The sequence below is a fragment of the Parapedobacter sp. SGR-10 genome (assembly GCF_011030405.1).
Lineage (GTDB): Bacteria > Bacteroidota > Bacteroidia > Sphingobacteriales > Sphingobacteriaceae > Sphingobacterium.
On the sequence record NZ_JAAJTJ010000002.1, the window covers coordinates 1 to 18,051 of the forward strand.

Genomic DNA, 18,051 nt, shown 5'->3' on the forward strand with positions numbered 1-18,051 from the left:
GTCATAATTTAACATACCTCAACACGTATTATCCCAAACCTTTCAACCAATCTATAACTTCTTCACGTGCTTTTCCCAATTTTTGCTGTAAGCGCCCTAACAATTCCTCGTCTTGTCCCTCCTCATATTTCAGATCATCATCTGTCCAATCGGCGTACTGTTGCTTGATCTTACCTTTCATTTCGGTCCATTTACCTTTCAAATCCAATTTGTCCATGTTGCTTAAATTTTAACTTTATAACTATTTCTTATCTTACTTAACAAGCGTGGCCATTTTTTGTTTGTAAACTCTTTCAACAATCCAGCTTAAGAGAGCGGATAGACAGATCAATTCTTGTGCATTATTTGTTGAATGAGGTCAATTTCACGCTGTGTAAATGGTGAACTTCACAAATAAGCCCTTCTTCTCGAAGTGTGAATAGTTCTATTGGCCATGCTTCTTACGGCTTAGATAAAATGGCTTGTCTTCGCGAACCGGATGCTAAAAGAGTTCGTGATTTTTTTCGCTATTGTATCATATCTGTTACGAAATCGGTACAGTTGATAAGCGACGGATTAGAAAATTTCTTTTTACATTTTGAAGGGCTATCTTTAAGAATTTAACAATATAAAGTAAGGATATGTCAACAACATTTGAGTCTAGGTACGCCATAGGTCCTAATGAAAGTAAATCATTAGATACAAGTGGACTTCGCCAGAATTTTCTGATCGAACGATTGTTCTTCGAAGATCAGGTACACTTCGTCTATACCCATTACGACCGCTACATGGCAGGAGGAGCATTCCCGGTCAACAAAAAGGTTAAATTGGAAACCATCGAACCCCTATTAAAAGAGCCACATTTCTTGTCCCGTCGTGAACTGGGCATCATCAATGTAGGCGGTGACGGGCACGTAGAGGTAGATGGAGAAATCTTTGTCGTCAACCATAAAGAGGCTTTGTACATTGGAAAAGGAGCGCAAGAAGTCTATTTCAGCAGTAACGATAGCAAGAATCCTGCAAAATTCTATCTCAACTCCACACCAGCTCACCATACATTTCCTACCCGTCGCGTGACAAAAGAAGATGCCAACAAAATCGAATTGGGCAGTATGGAGACGGCCAACCACCGTGTCATCAACCAGATGCTCCTGCATACCGTCATTGAGACTTGCCAACTTCAAATGGGTATGACCGAGCTCAAACCGGGTTCGGTATGGAACACGATGCCTTCGCATACTCACGATCGCCGTATGGAAGTCTATTTCTACTTTGATATACCCGAAGGACAGGCCGTATCTCATTTTATGGGTCCAGTGGACGAAACCCGCCATATCTGGATGCACAATGAACAGGCCGTGATCTCGCCTCCCTGGTCTATCCATTCAGGAGCCGGCACGAGCAATTATACTTTTATATGGGGTATGGCCGGCGAGAATATGGATTACGATGATATGGACAAAAGTGCTATTACAGATTTGAGATAAATGAAAAAAATTATATATGCTGTTGTGGCCCTGTGCCTGACTTATTCAGCTTCGCGGGCACAAAAAGTTATCCAAATAAAGAATACCGGGGATGAGCATAGGCTAGAAGTGGTATCCGTACCTTTTGCCAAGTTTAGCAAGCATTTCGGAGTAGATACAGTTTTTACGATAAAAGACAAGGTTTCAGGTACCACATATACCCATCAATTGGAAAAATTGGGCCTGCCCGATGTACAGAATGTGCTTGTACAGGTACAGATAGCACCCAAAAGTAGTCTGGACCTAGTGGTATCACCCGAAAAAGCTCCATCGGTAAATAGCAAAGCCTACGCCCGATATGTTCCGGAGCGTTTTGACGATTTTGCCTGGGAGAATGATGTAGTGGCGTTCCGTATGTACGGAAAAGCACTCGAGGGTAGAAAAGACGATGCACAAGGCGTTGATTACTGGGCAAAGAGAACTACCGATCTCGTCATCAATGCATGGTATAAGCACGGCGACTACCACAAGGATCATGGACAGGGTTTGGACTATTATTCCGTTGGACAAACATTGGGAGCAGGGGATATCGCCTTGTTTTTTAAGGATAAGGTGCACTACACCAAACATTACAGACAATATCAGGTGCTGGACAATGGTCCATTGCGGACAACGTTCAAACTGACCTTTGAACCACAAGACTTTGACGGCAAAACGGTTTCATTGACCAAAACTATTTCTCTGGATGCGGGACAGCATTTCAACAAGGTCGTTGTGCATTTGGAAAACAAACAGGCCAAGGTCACACCTGTGGTCATCGGTCTGGCCAAACGAAAAGAGGTAAATCCAGCGTTTGATTTTGACCAAAAAGAAAGGACGCTAGCCTATTGGGAACCAGATATCGATGGTGCAGGCCGTACAGGAACCGCCGTGGTATTACCACATTCCAAAGTGCAGCTTCTTCCTAATGTACCTGAACAGTTCTTGATAAAGACGACCGTAAAAAACGGTAAACCTTTGGTGTATTACAATGGGGCTGCATGGAATAAAGCCGGCAAGATCACAACAGCAGACAAGTGGGAAGATTATGTGGAGGAATATGCCGAACGGATCAAAAAACCGTTAAAAGTGACATTGAAATAAGTAAGGGCAAAAGATTTTTTTGCCCCTACATCTAAATTTAATTTTTATGATACTAAATTCATTTGATTTATCAGGCAAGGTTGCCCTTGTCACAGGTTGTAAACGAGGGATCGGAAAAGCCTTGGCCGAGGCACTTGCCGAAGCTGGTGCCGACATCATTGGGGTATCAGCCACGCTCGAGCTTGAAGGCTCGGATGTAGAAAAATCTATCCAAACTTTGGGTCGAAAATTCCATGCCTATAAGTGTGACTTCTCAAAAAGAGAAGAGCTGTATAAATTTATCGATCAAGTCAAGAAAGATCACCCAGTCATTGATATTCTGTTCAACAATGCAGGAAATATTCTACGCAAACCCGCAGCAGAGCATCCCGACGAATATTGGGACGAGATCATTGAAATCAACCAAAATGCACAGTTTGTATTGACGCGCGAAATCGGAAAAGACATGATTGCCCGTGGTTCGGGTAAGATCGTGTTTACCGCATCACTACTGACCTTTCAAGGTGGTATCAATGTACCGGGATATGCGGCATCCAAAGGAGCCATTGGTTCATTGACGAAGGCTTTTGCTAACGAATGGGCATCCAAAGGGGTAAACGTCAATGCTATTGCGCCGGGGTATATCGCCACAGACAATACAGAAGCCCTGCGTGATGATCCCGAGCGTTCGGCTTCTATTCTGGGACGTATACCGGCAGGTAGATGGGGAGAACCCGAAGACTTCAAAGGACCTGCCATATTTCTGGCATCCAAAGCCTCAGACTATGTCCATGGCACGATCCTGACCGTAGATGGTGGCTGGATGGGTCGATAATATAATGTCGTCGTAAAGCTAGCGCACGAATCCTTTCGTGTGCCTATCTTTCGAGCACACGAAAGGATTCGTGCGCCAACAGATGAAAGGGCTTTATTTAAAATAAAGCCCTTTCTTGTCGATAAAGTCGATGACCTTATCCGGAGTATAGTACTTTATACTCTTTCCCTCTTTGATCGCTTGTCGCAGAAAAGTGGACGACAGTTCCATAATAGGCGTATCGGTGACCATCACAGAAGGGTGGCTTTTGAGTACTCCTCCATCATGGCCTATCCTTGGGTACACAATGATTTTATAATCCCTTAAGATAATATCTGCATTCTTCCATTTATGCAAGCTAGCAAGGTTGTCCTCTCCCATGATAAGTACAAATTCTTTGTTGGGATATTTCTCCCCCAAATGGATCAATGTATCTATGGTGTAGGAAGGCTGAGGCAATCTGAATTCGATGTCGGAGGCTTTCAGCTTATCGGAGCCTTCCAAGGCAAGGTTGACCATTTCCAATCGATCATACATATTGCCTAAGCTTTTTTTTTCCTTAAAAGGATTCTGAGGAGAGACAACAAACCAAACTTGATCCAACAAGGTGTACTGCGCCATATAATTGGCTATGATCAGATGGCCAATATGAATGGGATTGAACGACCCAAAGAATAAACCGATGTGTTGTTTTTTCATATTCGTATTGAGATATGAGTAGTGCGTATTGAAACATTCATTTTCAAATTCCCAAATTACTTTATAAAATCCAACACCAATTTCTCCGCATCAGCCTTAGCTGTCTCTAAATCAAAATTATCGAGCACTACATCAAATTTGTCTGCATAGCTCAGCTCATGTTCAGCTTTTGCAAAACGTTCTTTCAACTTTTCTTCCGAGTCAGTACCACGTCCACGTAGTCTCTCTTTGAGCACATCCAGTGACGGAGGATTCACAAAAATAGCCAACGCTTCCTCTGGGAACTTGGATTTGAGGCGAAGACCTCCGACGACGTCGATATCAAAAATCACGTGCTTACCTTCGGCCCAAATACGTTCTACCTCAGATTTCAATGTGCCATAAAACGTCCCGGAATACACTTCTTCAAATTCGATGAACTCGTGTTTGGCCACTTTATGCAAAAACTCCTCTTTGCTGATAAAATAGTAATCCGACCCATCGACTTCGGCACCGCGCCGCTCCCGTGTTGTCGCCGAGATGGAAAACGCCAGTTTGTCCGCGTATTTGGACAGTAGATGTCTGACTATCGTTGTTTTTCCGGCGCCGGAAGGAGCTGAGAATATGATTAATTTTCCCATAATATCTAGCTATAGCACGTTGAGCAATTGTTCCTTTATTTTCTCCAGCTCTTCCTTCATCCGCACGACGACCTGCTGTATTCCCGCATCATTGGCCTTTGAGCCGAGCGTGTTAATCTCACGGCCCATTTCCTGCGAAATAAACCCCAGTTTCTTACCATTCGAATCCGGCGCGTTCAAAGCATTCAGAAAATAATTACAATGACTCCGCAACCGCACCTTCTCTTCGGTAATATCTAATTTGTCTATATAAAAGATCAGTTCTTGTTCGAAACGGTTTTTGTCGATATTCTCCTTACCCACGGCGGCGTCCATATAATTTGCTATACGCTCGCGGATCAAGGGAATGCGGTCGCCTTCCACAGCTTCTACTTCCACCAGATAATCCAAGATCAGCCGTACCCTATTCTCCAGATCGGCTTTGAGGACCTTACCTTCATCAAGCCTAAACGTATTGAATTTGTCCACCGCTTGATAAAAGGCCGCCAAAAGTACCTTTCCTTCTTCCTCATCGATTTCGTCATCGTTGGTGGCCACGACTTCAGGCATATTCAATGCCAAGTCGAATAAAGAAGCTTTCGTATCGCCCACCTGTTGGGCTATCTCTTGAAGTTGGGTATAATATTTTTTGAGGAGCTCGCCATTGATGGACGATGCTTTTGCCGTTTGATCTGTATATTCCGAAGAAATCATGACATTGACTTTTCCGCGCTCTATGAGCTTGCTACACTCACTACGTAAGGTCAACTCTTTGTCCGAAACGGCTTTAGGAAGCCGGATACTCAATTCCAAAAATTTAGAATTAAGCGATTTTATCTCTACAGTGTACTTTACGTTTTCATTTTCCTGCGTATCGACACCATATCCTGTCATTGATTTTATCATACGCAAAGGTAACGAAACAAGCGGTAATTTTCCGATAGATAGGAAAATTGATAATAAATACCTATCTTCGAAACATGTGCACGGGGTGCGAAGCAGATCAGTCTGCTAGCTGAGATTATACCCGAGACCTGATTTGGATAATGCCAACGTAGGAATGCCTTGCACTTCATTTAAACCCCTGCTCCGCGGGTGTTTCATAGGTGTGATTTTCTATGTTTGGCGCAATATATAGAAAATATAAACACACCATATGGAACTACAAAAATCAAATTTTCAGTTACTTCCTACAGATCAACGGACCTGGCAAAACCGTCCTGAATGGTTCTTCAACAGAGAGCATACAGAGACCTACGAACAATGGTACGAAGGGAGGTATAAAAGAGCCGAAATCTGGCAAAAAAAAGTCATGGAACAGCTTGTTAGCCACGATACCCGTGTCAAAACATTATTAGAGTTCGGATGCGGCACGACACGATTTACGCGTTGGTGGAAAGAAATCGGCATTGAAGCTACCGGAGGCGATATCTCTCCATTGATGCTCTCCCAAGCGATCCATCTATTCGAAGGAGATCTAGTCATGGCTGACTCCCATCATATGCCATTCAAGGACCATACGTTCGACAGTTTAGCCTTCATCACTACATTTGAATACTATCGAGACCCGGTCAAGGTTATTCGTGAAGCCGCCCGTGTGGCCAAATATGGAATTGCTATGGGGATGATGAACCGCAATTCGCCTAAGGTTGTACGAAGACGTGTACAGCAGATTTTTGGCAAAAATCCATTCTATGTCACGGCAACATTCTATACACCCAAAATGCTCATCCGCATAATAGAAGAGGCATTGAGAGGAAGAGAATATACCATCCGGTGGACTTGCACCGGATTACCAAAATGGTTTCCTGTCCAGCAATGGAGTGTCCCCTATGGAGATTTCTTTGGACTATATATTCAGTTTAATGACGTAGACCATGTATAGAGATGGAAAATTAGATCCTGTGGCATTAAAAGCCCAGTTTATCGAAAAGACTGGTTTTCGAAGACAGGAAGTCCTACAGGGGCCCTCCATAGGTGTGGATGTCAGTGTCATCAAAATAGATGAAAAAACAGCTTTAATCGCGGCAAGTGATCCACTAAGTATATTACCCTCGCTGTCCATGGAGATCTCCGCTTGGCTTTCTGTACATTTAATGGCAAATGATGTGGCGACCACCGGATTTTTGCCCAACTATGGACAGTTTGTACTCAATCTTCCGACATCCTTGTCCTCCTCCCAAATACAAAACTATTGGAATTCTATCGATCAATATTGTAAAGAAATCGGCGTACATATAACCGGTGGGCACACAGCCTTTGATTCATTTACGCAAAGCACCATTGCCGGTGGAGGTACTTTATTCGCTATCGCACCTGTGGACGAGGTCAAAACATCTTCCCTTGCACAAGCTGGGGACGATCTGCTGATGACAAAGAGCGCTGCCCTCTCCAGCAGTTCGTTGTTAGCGTGGAGCTTTCCCGACTACATCAAAAAACATGTGGGGGATGAGATAAGGAACCAAGCACAGGCAAGTTTTTTCGAAACAAGCATTATTCCCGAGGTGAAAGTATTGCAGGAAGATCAAGCGCTTTTTTCACAGGTACATGCTATGCACGATGTGACCGAAAAGGGAATCATCGGCGCTTCCCATGAATTTGCGCAAGCCAGCAATACATGCATCTCCCTGTTTGAGGAGAATATAAGAGTAGCAGAGCCACAGCGACAGGTGTGCAAGCTTTTTAAGATAGATCCTTTGCGCAGTATAGGCGCAGGCTCTTTACTCATCGCCTGCAATCCACACTATACCGACAAGATCATCACAAAATTAGGTGATGTCCATATAGAAGCAACACATATTGGCAGATTCAATAGTAGACCGGATCTAAAGTCATATCTTCAAGATCAAAATGGTTTGCCTATACCTTACCCTGTTGAAGACCCTTATTGGGCAGCTTACTTCACCGCCTATAAAAATAATTTGTCATGAGCGAACAATATATAAAAAATGGCATCTATCTCGTCCTGGATCCGGGTATGGAACTGGATAAGCTACAACAGCAACTCGTAAAAATCAGTGGCTGTGAATTAAGTGCTATTCAAATCTGGGACAATATGCAGCACTTGCAAGAAGCAGAAATCAATGAAGTATTTGATATTGTCTTCGAAATTTTCGGTGATAAAAATATTCCTATACTGATCAACAACAGATGGGAATATCTTAACGACAGGTCTTTTGATGGTGTACATTTTGACCATATTCCGCTGTTTTTCGAGCATATCGTTGAGCAGATAAAACGACCTTTTTTGAAAGGGCTGACCTTAAACAACGACCTATCCGTCGTATCGGTCGCTGAAAAATATGGTTTTTCCTACTTTTCCTTTTGTTCTATGTTTTCGTCTCAGACCAGCAATAGCTGTGAAATAGTCCATCCCGAAACAATCAAAACGTGTAGACAAAAAACAGAGATACCCATTTTTGTAGCCGGCGGTATTACCCCCCAAAACTTACACCTATTAAATGATCTAGATTACAATGGGGTCGCATTGATCTCTGGAATCATGAAGGCAGAAAATCCTGTCGAACAACTATCAAAATACACCCAACAACTTAATCTATCAAAATAATGAAACTTCAGACCATACAAGAAAAACTTTGTTGCCCTTTTGACAAAAGCGACTTAAACCTAACCGTCATTTCCAAAGACCTACAGGAAAATGTCGTGGAAGGCATCATCCAATGCAAGCAATGTAAACGGGTTTATCCTATTATTAATGGAATACCCGTCATGTCTCCGGACGAATACAGAAATTTTGAGCTCGAACGGCCTGTACTGAAGCGTTGGGACAAATATATCGATCCAGAAAAAATAGATCAGTTTAGGTTATTGAATGAATAGGACAAGACCGATTCTCGACATACATAAGATTTCAATAGGAAGAAAGTATTTTATAGTACTTTCTTCTTGTTAAACCTTTCCTTAAGCACTTCAAATATAATGGGCAGAATGGAAAGAAATATGATCAGTAACACGACTTTGGAAAAATTATCACGGATAATAGGAATATTACCCAGAAAATATCCTGCTAAGGTAATACCAACTACCCACAGCACTGCACCAACGATATTATAGGTCAGGAAAGTACCATAATGCATACGACCTATCCCACCTACAAAGGGAGCAAGCGTGCGTACAATAGGTACAAAACGAGCAATGACGATAGTTTTGCTCCCATACTTCTCATAAAAAGCATGGGTCTTTTCGATCTGTGCCTCTTTGACGACCTGCTTACCAAAAAGTTTGAATTTAGTCACCCGCATTCCAAAATGTTTGCCTATGGAATAGTTAAGCGAATCCCCCATGACCGCAGCCAACAGCAGAAGGAAGATCATAATCCAGATGTTAAGTTCGTTGGGCTGCGCGGCTAACATTCCGGCCGCAAACAATAAGGAGTCTCCTGGCAAAAAGGGCATGACCACCACACCCGTTTCTACAAAAATAATGAGGAACAAGATAAGGTATGTCCAGGTCTGGTAATTATTCACGATCTCCACAAGATGTTTGTCTATATGGAGAATAAAATCAATAAGCGAATAAATGACTTCCAAAACTGTACGATTAGCCTTGACTATTCAACATAACAGGCATGACCAACATCAGGATATCCTCATGATCCTCTTTGATGGCAGGCAACAATAACCCTGCCCTGTTTGGAGAGCTCATTTCCAAAACGACCTCTTCACAGGAAAGATTATTGAGCATCTCGACCAAAAACTTCGCATTGAAGCCTATTTCCATATCTTCCCCTTCAAACTGACAGCTCAACCGCTCATGCGCTTCATTCGAGAAATCCAAATCTTCTGCCGAAATGTGCAATTCTGAACCGTTGATTTTCAATCTGACCTGATGTGTAGTTTTGTTGGCAAAGATCACGACCCGACGTAATGTATTCAGAAATTGTGATCGGTCTACCGTGAGCTTGTTGGGATTATTCTGTGGGATGACCGCCTCATAGTCCGGATAACGCTCGTCTACCAAGCGACAGATCAAATGGATGCTGCCAAACTGGAAGAAAGCATTGGTGGTATTGTATTCCAGAGAGACTTCGGTATCGTCCGTAGGAAGCGAAGATTTCAGCAAGTGCAGGGCCTTTTTCGGCAGGATGATCGAAGTGGCTTTTTCAGCCCCCACATCCGTACGACGGTACCGTACCAAACGGTGGGCATCTGTGGCGACAAATGTAATATTCTGTTCGTTGAGCTGAACATATACACCTGACATCGCAGGCCGAAGCTCGTCATTGCTCACGGCAAATATGGTTTTGTTGATCGCTTCCGCCAAAGCAACCCCGGCGATCTTTACCGTAGACACATTCTCTACGGTCGGTATCTTCGGAAAATCGTCGGCATTCTCTCCACTCAGCTTATATTTACCATCGCCGGCACTGATCTCAATGGCCAATGTATTGGTATCTACCGAAAACGCAACTGGCTGATCGGGTAAAGTCTTTAATGTATCTATCAAAATCTTGGACGGCATAGCGACCCGCCCTTCTTCTTTAGCCTCTATAGGCAATGAAGTGACCATGCTGGTCTGCAAATCCGTTGCCGAAATGGTAAGGGTATTGTCCTTGATTTCAAACAAAAAGTTCTCCAAAATGGGGAGTACCGTGCTGCTGCTGGATGCTCCGCTAATGGCTTGTAATTGTTTTAGCAATGCTGAAGTAGATACAATAAATCTCATTTCTTGATTTGATATTTTTACATGCAATAATACGCAAAAGAATCTATATTTTATAAACTCTGTTTGCTTTAATTCTAAGACACTCTTAGCAATCCGCAGATGACGCGGATTGAAACCGCACCTGCGATAGGCAGGTCTCGATAAATTCGTTTTTATATGAAAACGAATTTATCTAAGTTTGTACAATTCAAGATATGCGGTTTAAAGAGATTGTAGGACATCAGAGCATCAAAGAACAATTGGTCAACACGGTAAAAAACAACCGTGTGAGCCATGCACAGCTATTTCTCGGCCCCGAAGGATCGGGTAGTCTGGCGCTAGCAGTGGCCTACGCTCAATATATCAATTGCGAAAACCGATTGGAAAACGACAGCTGTGGCCAATGTCCTTCCTGCCGCAAATACGACAAACTCATCCATCCTGATCTGCACTTCTCCTATCCCTTCTTTGCAAAGGGAGCAGAAGACGTCGCCACCAATTACATTGAATCCTGGCGGCAGGCTTTTCTATCCAATCCCTATCTAGGGCTGGACCACTGGCGACAACAATTGGAAGCGGGCAATAAGCAAGCCAATATCAATATAGCCGAGGCACACGACATCATCAAAAAACTGAGTCTGAAAGCCTTCGAAGCCGAATACAAGGTGTTGATCATGTGGTTGCCCGAATACCTGGACATACAGGGCAACGCTCTGCTGAAGCTCATCGAAGAACCTCCCGCAAAAACATTGTTTCTGCTCGTAGCTGAAAATCAGGACAAGATCATCAACACGATCATTTCAAGGACCCAGCTTACCAAAATAAACAAGCTGCACCATGACGAAATGAAGAGTTATCTTGTGGAGGAAAAAAACCTTGACCCTGCCAAAGCCAACGAAATCGCTTTCATCGCCGACGGCAATATCCAGCAGGCGCTCGACCTGCTTCATCAGCATGGCGAAAACGAGACTTTTGCCCTATTGGTCCAATGGCTGCGCTTCATTGTGACCGACAATGGGCTAGAACTTATCGGCCTGTGTGAGGATAAACTTTCAAAATTAGGCCGTGAAAATCAAAAAAGTTTCTTACTTTATGCCATCAATATGATGAGACAGATTATTTTAATGCAACAAGGTCTCAAAGAATTGGTATTTTTGCAGCAGGAAGAGTTGGCTTTTGTAGAAAAATTTAGTGGACTATTCCAATTTGAACAGTTACAGCATGCCGTAGAGTTGTTGGAAAAAGCGCATTATGGCATAGAAAGAAATGGTAATCCTAAAATATTATTTTTAGATTTATCTTTGCAATTGGTGTTATTGTTCAAATATCAAACGTTCCCGAAAGGGGCTCAATATATATAAAAGGAAAATATGGGATGTGGCAGTTGCTCATCCGGAGGTTGTGGTAGTAGTAGCAAATTAGGCACGGTACCCGCAGGTTGCAACAACAATGGCTCCTGCATGACCAGCGGATGTAATAAATTAGATGTATATGACTGGCTTTCCGACATGGATTTGCCATCAAATTATAAACCGTTCGATATTGTAGAGGTACGCTTCAAAGGCTCTCGAAAGGATTTTTATGTCAACAAGGACAATATTTATCTGGAGATGGGCGAAATGGTTGCGGTAGAACCTTCTACAGGCGGATACGATATTGGACACGTTTCGCTCACGGGAGAGCTTGTGCGCTTACAGCTCAAAAAAAACAACGTGAGCCCTGAGTCTGTGGTCAAAAAGATTTATCGCAAGGCCAACGAAGCCGATGTCGCCAAATTCAACGCCGCCAAAGATCTGGAATGGGAGACGATGCACCGCGCGCGCAAACTGGCACTGGATCTGGGGCTATCCATGAAGATTTCGGATGTTGACTATCAAGGCGACAAGACCAAAGCTACTTTCTATTATACTGCCGACGGCCGTGTAGATTTTCGTGAACTCATCAAGCGGATGGCCGAAGCATTTCGTATCCGTATCGAAATGCGGCAGATCGGTATGCGGCAGGAAGCCAGCAGGCTCGGGGGTATAGGATCCTGTGGACGGGAACTGTGCTGCTCCACATGGCTGACAGACTTCAAGACTGTCTCTACCTCGGCCGCACGATACCAGAATCTATCGTTGAATACGCTCAAGCTGGCCGGACAATGTGGCAAGCTCAAGTGCTGCCTCAACTATGAGCTGGATAGCTATATGGATGCACTCAAAGATATCCCTAACGATGTAGACCGTATCGAGACCCTCAGCGGTGTCGCTTATCTACAGAAGACGGATATTTTCAAAAAAACAATGTGGTTCTCTTATCCCGGGGCTGAAAACTGGATTCCATTGACGGTAGCCAAAGTCAAAGAACTCGTGGCACAAAACAAAGGTGGAGTCAAGCCCGAAGCACTGGAATATACACCCCAGCAGACTGAAACCAAAAAACCAATCGTTTTTGACTATGAGAATGTAGTAGGGCAAGATAGCCTAACGCGTCTGGATGATCGGAATAAAAAGAAGAAAAAGAAAAAGAGCAAACCTAAACAGTCAAACAACAGGCAGGAAAACAATACACCTGCTTCAAACGGCAATCAAGGCAAAGCTGCTTCTAAGGACAAACATGATCCAACTGCTGCGATAGCCGAACAAAGCAACGCTGCCAAAGGAGGGGAACAACGCAAAAAAAGAAGGTTCAACAATAACCGAAACAGGAATAAAAACGACCAGAAACCAAATAAAGGCAGCGAATAAAAGGATATTACAATGAAAAAGTTTGTCTATATTTTTTTTGTGTGGTTTACCTTTTTCTTCACTCTTTCCTGTGAATACGATGCCTTCTATGAACAGAACAAAGCGATAGCGGGCAGGTCTTGGACGTATCAGGACATTCCTGAATTTCCGGTACATATCACAGATAAGAATGCCAAATATGATATATTCATCAATCTAAGGCATAGCTCTGGATATGATTTTTCCAATATTTTCGTACTCCTCCATCAAAAAGGACCACAATTGGCCGACACAACTTACCGTGAGGAGATCCCTCTCGCCCAACTGGATGGACGCTGGCTAGGTAGATCGGCAGGTGGCCTGTACGAAATACAGTATCTTGCGTATCCAAATTTTGTCTTTCCCGATACAGGAATCTATACATTTGGTATCGAACAAAATATGCGGCAAAATCCGCTGACGGACATTTCGGATGTGGGTATCAAACTCATAAAAAAATGATTACCCTGATCCGGTGGATACTATGGCCTGTCAGCCTTATCTATCAGTGTATCGTATGGATCCGAAACCTATGTTACGACAGGGGGATCTTCAAAAGTACCACTTTCGATATACCGACCATCGTCATCGGCAATCTGGCTGTTGGAGGAACAGGCAAAAGTCCGATGACAGAATACCTCATCAACCTGCTTTCTCCACACTATCGACTAGCCACCTTGAGTCGGGGGTATGGCAGGAAAACAAAAGGTTTTTATTATGTACAGACCGATTCGGAAGCTTTGCAGGTCGGGGATGAACCTCTACAATTCAAAAGGAAATTTCCCCATATTACTGTAGCTGTATCCGAAGACCGCTGTGCAGGCGTGCGGCAGATCATGGACAGTCATGACCTCATACTATTGGATGATGCCTATCAGCACCGCAAACTAAAGCCCGGTTTCTCTATTCTGCTATTGGAATACCGTTCACTCCACAGACCTGTATTGATGCTTCCTACAGGAGATTTTAGGGATAATTTTTCAGCTATACGACGTGCTGACCTAATTGTCATCACCAAATGTCCAGATCATATCACTACTGAACATAAAAGACATATCGAGCAAAAAATCAAAAAGTACAGTGCCGCCCCCATCTTGTACACACGTATAGCGTATGACACCCCATTGGACAAAATTGGCAAGGCTATCCAATCGGATATAGTCGGGATGGACACCCTTTTGTTCTGTGGTATTGCAAATCCCAAACCTTTGATAGCCTATTTAGAAAGCAAAGGAAACAAGGTGCATCCCATCCTATACCGTGATCACCACAATTTTACCGAAAAAGATTACAGCCATATCAAGCAGGCTTACGAAAGGATGTCTTCCTCAAATAAACTTCTGTTGACCACCGAAAAAGATTTTCAACGATTGGATATTATGGTATTTGAGAACTATCCCTTAGGCTACATTCCCATCAAGACCACTTTCTTCGATGAGGACGACAAAATTTTTGACAATGCTGTCCAAAACTACGTACAGCAGCACTTTGTAAACAAACCTTAACAAAGGTTAAACATTTGATAATTAGTTCTTTTCTATCAAAATAATGTTCAACTTTATATAAATAAAAATAGAACGTTATGAAAAATTTCATGTTAACACTCACGCTTGCATTCTTATCTTTGACCGTCACGATAGCCCAAGAACAAAGACCGGGAAGACAAGTAGACAACCCAGAGGAGAGAGCTAGAATGGAGGTACAACGCCTGCATAAAGACCTTGACTTGAGTCAGACCCAGCAGGATTCCATCCTGAACTATTTGCTGACAGCGAATAAAGAACAGCAGCAGCTAAGAAAACAGTCAGGGGGTGACAGACAGGCGGCATTCGAAAAGATGCGTGCACAACGCGAAGTCAGAACAGCCAAAATAAAATCTTACCTCACCAGTGAACAGGTAGGAAAATATGAGGATCTGCTTAAGAAAAGACAGGAAAACAGATCTCAGCAACGAAAGAATAACCTGTAAACAATTCTCCGGCACAAAGGAAAGGCCTGGCTATAGTCAGGCCTTTCCTTTGTGCCGGTTCCCACTTCATGGGCCTAATAATGCTAATTTGTCAGTAACCAATATAATTAGCACAATATTTGAAGTGTCTTGCCTGTTAATATATAAGGTTAAAAACAATAATAGTTTTAAACTTTAAATCTGTAAGCAATGAAAAAATTAATTTTAACAGGATTAGGTTTCTTGTTCGCCATCACGCTGGCACTAGCCCAAGAAGTTGACGTAGAACAAAAAACAAAAGAAACCATAGCTACTCTGGCAGAAAAATTAACCCTTAGCGATGAGCAGCAAGCCACTATCTATCCTGTTGTTTTAGAAGCAAAAATAACCAAATATGCGCTTAAAGCGGACACAGCTTTATCCTTTCAGGAACTACAGCAACAGCTCCACAAATTGAAAGAAGGGTCAAACAACAGAATCATGGAACAATTGAACGATAAACAAAAAGAACAATTCAAAAAATACCTCGCGGAACGTAAAAGCAAGGAAGACTAATAAGGGTTGATTTATAAAAGAGGGGATCGAAAATTTTCGATCCCCTCTTTTATACAACATTTAATGCTTTTCATAAATTAAACACCATAAATACGTTTTTTACTGCTACTTTTGCAACAGGATTTTACGACATTAAAATCAATATGTGTAAACACGCTCTTCAAAGGTCTACAAAAGTCGTGGACAAGAGGGCCCGATAACGGTAAAAATTTATAATAATGAAATCTGCCTGTGGAGACGGGCAAGATTCATTGCCATTGAGAAAACAATTTATGATAATGAAAAATACAGCTTTGACAGATCTGCACACTTCCTTAGGTGCAAAGATGGTTCCTTTCGCGGGATTCAATATGCCGGTACAGTATTCCGGCATCAACGATGAGCACGAGACCGTACGTACGGGAGTAGGTGTATTTGACGTGAGTCACATGGGCGAATTCATCCTCAAAGGAGAAAAGGCACTGGATCTCATCCAAAAGGTCTCTTCCAATGATGCCTCCAAGCTATACGACGGCAAAGTACAATATGGTTACCTGCCCAACGAGGAGGGCGGTATAGTCGATGACTTCCTGACCTATAAGATCGATGATCATACCTATTTGTTGGTCGTCAATGCGTCCAATATCGAAAAGGATTGGAACTGGATCAGCAAATACAACACGTATGGTGTCGACATGAAGAACATTTCGGATAAAACATCTTTGTTTGCTATCCAAGGACCTAAAGCTACAGAGGCACTACAATCCCTGACCGATATCGAGCTGGCTTCCATGGAATACTACACTTTTGCCAAGGGACAGTTTGCCGGTGTGGACAATGTGTTGGTTTCTGCTACGGGGTACACCGGGGCCGGAGGATTTGAGGTGTATGTAGCCAATGAGGATGCGAAGAAAGTGTGGGATGCAATATTTGCAGCCGGAGCTCCTTATGGTATCAAACCTATCGGCTTAGGTGCACGTGACACGCTGCGCCTGGAAATGGGATTCTGCCTATATGGAAACGATATCGACGACACGACATCACCTTTGGCCGCAGGGCTCGGCTGGGTGACCAAATTCACCAAGGATTTTGTAAATTCCGAAAACCTAAAGGCCGAAAAAGAAAAAGGTGTATCGCAAAAGCTGGTTGGTTTTGAGATGATCGATAGAGGTATACCACGTCATGACTATGAGATCGTGGATGCAGAAGGCAACAAAATCGGCCGTGTGACTTCGGGTACACAATCACCTACCTTGAAGCGGTCCATCGGATTGGGTTATGTGGATACAGCCTTTGCTAAGGAAGGTACGGAAATCTACATCTCCATCCGTAACCAGGCTGTAAAAGCTGTGGTAAAGAAACCACCGTTTGTAAAGTAATTTTTTGTTTACTAAGCATACAGATACAGTAAAGTGTCTGTATGCTCGATAAGCATCGATATCTCGCTACAAAAAATCCCTCAGAAACTATACCCTAACTTGATATTCATTACAAAACTTGCCACATAGTATTTTCCCGATCTGGACTCGGAAAAAGGTATATTAGGGTGCCGAGGACCGTGAAGTCTAAAATTCTCACGTATGGGCTTATTATACTCTACATCCCGGTATTTGATTCCTAGGCCAATAAAACTATCCAATATAAATCTTTTGTGCACGTATTGGTATCCTATTTTGGCGTTACACGTGTAGGTTTGCCGTGCAATCTTCAACGTATCCGTATAGTGTTCCGTATCCACACCTTCGTCATATAACCCTGAATAGAATGTCTTCTCTTCGTTGAATTCTTTTGTCAGATAATTGATATCCAAGCCTGCATAAACCCCTTGGGGATAAGGGCTCCTGAAATAGAAACGCGGCTCTAGTCCCAAAGAAAATCCTCTCGTTTCTGGTTTGACATAATCAGCATACCATACCAATGGGTTTCTTAACAAATATCCTGCCTGTGCCTGTACAGAAAACAGTTTCCCCAACTGCCGTTCATAAGATATCTCAGCCGATGGTGTGATCCATCCTGCTATCTTGAATGGCGTCAGCTTAACGATATTGGGCTTGATATATTGGACATCCAAAGGCTTCATCGGTCGTCTGTCAATCCGGTATGTGTCATCATGCATATCGATATATAGACGCTTAGGATAGGTACGCCGCTTGGGGCTCCACAGATCTATTACAGCCCCAGGAAATCCTGCAAAATACACAAGATTAAGAAGATATGTGGGGGAAAGTGTGGACTCGACCGCAACTGTATGGGATACAGAATCTGTAAACGCGGTAATCATCAAGGGAGCTTTAGCACGGTCAACAAAAAGGATGTGTTTATCTGCCAACAAGGTAGTATCATTCTCTACCACCAGCCTGCTTTGCTCGTTCGTCCGGACATATACCAATGTCTCACGTTGATTAAACAACGTGGCACAGGAAGAGAATAGCAATACAACACTAAACGTATAGTAATAGTAGCGTATCATGGTTGGTTC

General features: G+C 43.0%; 21 protein-coding genes and 1 riboswitch. Of the genes, 14 read left to right on the forward strand and 7 right to left on the reverse strand.

Annotated elements, in window-relative coordinates; translation table 11 throughout:
- Positions 1 to 28: 28 nt before the first annotated feature.
- Positions 29 to 217, reverse strand: coding sequence for a CsbD family protein (locus G5B00_RS02075; protein WP_163871600.1), 189 nt, complete (start codon positions 215 to 217; stop codon positions 29 to 31).
- A gap of 403 nt (positions 218 to 620) precedes the next feature.
- Here G5B00_RS02075 and kduI point away from each other — a divergent pair, with 403 nt between their 5' ends.
- The 3 genes from kduI to G5B00_RS02090 are packed head-to-tail and all read left to right on the forward strand — an operon-like array spanning position 621 to position 3,402.
- Positions 621 to 1,466 carry a 5-dehydro-4-deoxy-D-glucuronate isomerase gene (gene kduI / locus G5B00_RS02080; protein WP_163871601.1) on the forward strand — a complete coding sequence of 282 codons (846 nt, stop codon included), beginning with the start codon at positions 621 to 623 and terminating at the stop codon, positions 1,464 to 1,466.
- On the forward strand, positions 1,467 to 2,588 hold the full coding sequence (locus G5B00_RS02085; RefSeq protein WP_163871602.1) for a DUF4861 family protein: 1,122 nt from the start codon (positions 1,467 to 1,469) through the stop codon (positions 2,586 to 2,588).
- 49 nt (positions 2,589 to 2,637) lie between these two features.
- Positions 2,638 to 3,402 carry an SDR family oxidoreductase gene (locus G5B00_RS02090; protein WP_317168827.1) on the forward strand — a complete coding sequence of 255 codons (765 nt, stop codon included), beginning with the start codon at positions 2,638 to 2,640 and terminating at the stop codon, positions 3,400 to 3,402.
- 93 nt (positions 3,403 to 3,495) lie between these two features.
- Here the strand turns inward: G5B00_RS02090 and nadD are convergent, their stop codons facing one another.
- Genes nadD through G5B00_RS02105 form a run of 3 tightly spaced genes read right to left on the reverse strand, consistent with a single transcriptional unit; the run spans position 3,496 to position 5,585 of the window.
- Positions 3,496 to 4,080 (reverse strand): nicotinate (nicotinamide) nucleotide adenylyltransferase, encoded by a 585-nt coding sequence (nadD, locus tag G5B00_RS02095; RefSeq protein WP_163871604.1) that lies wholly within the window; start codon positions 4,078 to 4,080, stop codon positions 3,496 to 3,498.
- Between the two features lie 56 nt (positions 4,081 to 4,136).
- Entirely contained in the window at positions 4,137 to 4,700 is a 564-nt protein-coding gene (gene gmk, locus G5B00_RS02100) for a guanylate kinase (protein ID WP_163871605.1), read from the reverse strand.
- Between the two features lie 9 nt (positions 4,701 to 4,709).
- Entirely contained in the window at positions 4,710 to 5,585 is an 876-nt protein-coding gene (locus tag G5B00_RS02105) for a YicC/YloC family endoribonuclease (protein ID WP_163871606.1), read from the reverse strand.
- A gap of 71 nt (positions 5,586 to 5,656) precedes the next feature.
- Positions 5,657 to 5,757, forward strand: a riboswitch (TPP riboswitch).
- A gap of 78 nt (positions 5,758 to 5,835) precedes the next feature.
- On the opposite strand from G5B00_RS02105, the gene G5B00_RS02110 reads away from it, so the two are divergent.
- Genes G5B00_RS02110 through G5B00_RS02125 form a run of 4 tightly spaced genes read left to right on the forward strand, consistent with a single transcriptional unit; the run spans position 5,836 to position 8,519 of the window.
- Positions 5,836 to 6,564 (forward strand): class I SAM-dependent methyltransferase, encoded by a 729-nt coding sequence (locus tag G5B00_RS02110; RefSeq protein WP_163871607.1) that lies wholly within the window; start codon positions 5,836 to 5,838, stop codon positions 6,562 to 6,564.
- 19 nt (positions 6,565 to 6,583) lie between these two features.
- Positions 6,584 to 7,609 carry an AIR synthase-related protein gene (locus tag G5B00_RS02115; RefSeq protein WP_205966265.1) on the forward strand — a complete coding sequence of 342 codons (1,026 nt, stop codon included), beginning with the start codon at positions 6,584 to 6,586 and terminating at the stop codon, positions 7,607 to 7,609.
- On the forward strand, positions 7,606 to 8,247 hold the full coding sequence (locus G5B00_RS02120; RefSeq protein ID WP_163871609.1) for a thiamine phosphate synthase: 642 nt from the start codon (positions 7,606 to 7,608) through the stop codon (positions 8,245 to 8,247). Before G5B00_RS02115 ends, G5B00_RS02120 begins: the two co-directional genes overlap by 4 nt.
- Positions 8,247 to 8,519, forward strand: coding sequence for a Trm112 family protein (locus G5B00_RS02125; protein ID WP_163871610.1), 273 nt, complete (start codon positions 8,247 to 8,249; stop codon positions 8,517 to 8,519). The genes G5B00_RS02120 and G5B00_RS02125 overlap by 1 nt, the downstream gene beginning before the upstream one ends.
- Positions 8,520 to 8,569: 50 nt before the next feature.
- Here G5B00_RS02125 and G5B00_RS02130 read toward each other — a convergent pair whose 3' ends face one another.
- Together G5B00_RS02130 and dnaN are read right to left on the reverse strand one after the other, a co-directional pair.
- A complete protein-coding gene (locus G5B00_RS02130; RefSeq protein WP_163871611.1) occupies positions 8,570 to 9,229 on the reverse strand; it encodes a DedA family protein in 660 nt (219 codons plus the stop codon).
- Between the two features lie 10 nt (positions 9,230 to 9,239).
- Positions 9,240 to 10,364: a DNA polymerase III subunit beta gene (gene dnaN, locus G5B00_RS02135; RefSeq protein ID WP_163871612.1), complete on the reverse strand. Its 1,125-nt coding sequence runs from the start codon at positions 10,362 to 10,364 to the stop codon at positions 9,240 to 9,242.
- Positions 10,365 to 10,558: 194 nt separating this feature from the next.
- Here dnaN and G5B00_RS02140 point away from each other — a divergent pair, with 194 nt between their 5' ends.
- The 7 genes from G5B00_RS02140 (at position 10,559) to gcvT (ending at position 16,951) form a co-directional block, all read left to right on the forward strand.
- Positions 10,559 to 11,704 carry an ATP-binding protein gene (locus G5B00_RS02140; RefSeq protein WP_163871613.1) on the forward strand — a complete coding sequence of 382 codons (1,146 nt, stop codon included), beginning with the start codon at positions 10,559 to 10,561 and terminating at the stop codon, positions 11,702 to 11,704.
- Between the two features lie 9 nt (positions 11,705 to 11,713).
- A complete protein-coding gene (locus tag G5B00_RS02145; RefSeq protein ID WP_205966266.1) occupies positions 11,714 to 13,072 on the forward strand; it encodes a stage 0 sporulation family protein in 1,359 nt (452 codons plus the stop codon).
- 12 nt (positions 13,073 to 13,084) lie between these two features.
- A complete protein-coding gene (locus tag G5B00_RS02150; RefSeq protein WP_163871614.1) occupies positions 13,085 to 13,552 on the forward strand; it encodes a gliding motility lipoprotein GldH in 468 nt (155 codons plus the stop codon).
- Positions 13,549 to 14,595: a tetraacyldisaccharide 4'-kinase gene (lpxK, locus tag G5B00_RS02155; RefSeq protein ID WP_163871615.1), complete on the forward strand. Its 1,047-nt coding sequence runs from the start codon at positions 13,549 to 13,551 to the stop codon at positions 14,593 to 14,595. The genes G5B00_RS02150 and lpxK overlap by 4 nt, the downstream gene beginning before the upstream one ends.
- Before the next feature lie 77 nt (positions 14,596 to 14,672).
- Positions 14,673 to 15,059, forward strand: a complete 387-nt coding sequence (locus G5B00_RS02160; protein WP_163871616.1) for a hypothetical protein — start codon at positions 14,673 to 14,675, stop codon at positions 15,057 to 15,059.
- A 189-nt stretch (positions 15,060 to 15,248) separates the two neighbouring features.
- The gene (locus tag G5B00_RS02165; protein ID WP_163871617.1) at positions 15,249 to 15,593 is read left to right on the forward strand and encodes a hypothetical protein; all 345 of its coding nucleotides are present in this window, start codon (positions 15,249 to 15,251) and stop codon (positions 15,591 to 15,593) included.
- 278 nt (positions 15,594 to 15,871) lie between these two features.
- Positions 15,872 to 16,951, forward strand: a complete 1,080-nt coding sequence (gcvT, locus tag G5B00_RS02170) for a glycine cleavage system aminomethyltransferase GcvT (RefSeq protein WP_163871618.1) — start codon at positions 15,872 to 15,874, stop codon at positions 16,949 to 16,951.
- A gap of 80 nt (positions 16,952 to 17,031) precedes the next feature.
- Here gcvT and G5B00_RS02175 read toward each other — a convergent pair whose 3' ends face one another.
- The gene (locus G5B00_RS02175; protein ID WP_163871619.1) at positions 17,032 to 18,042 is read right to left on the reverse strand and encodes a DUF3575 domain-containing protein; all 1,011 of its coding nucleotides are present in this window, start codon (positions 18,040 to 18,042) and stop codon (positions 17,032 to 17,034) included.
- Positions 18,043 to 18,051 lie beyond the last annotated feature (9 nt).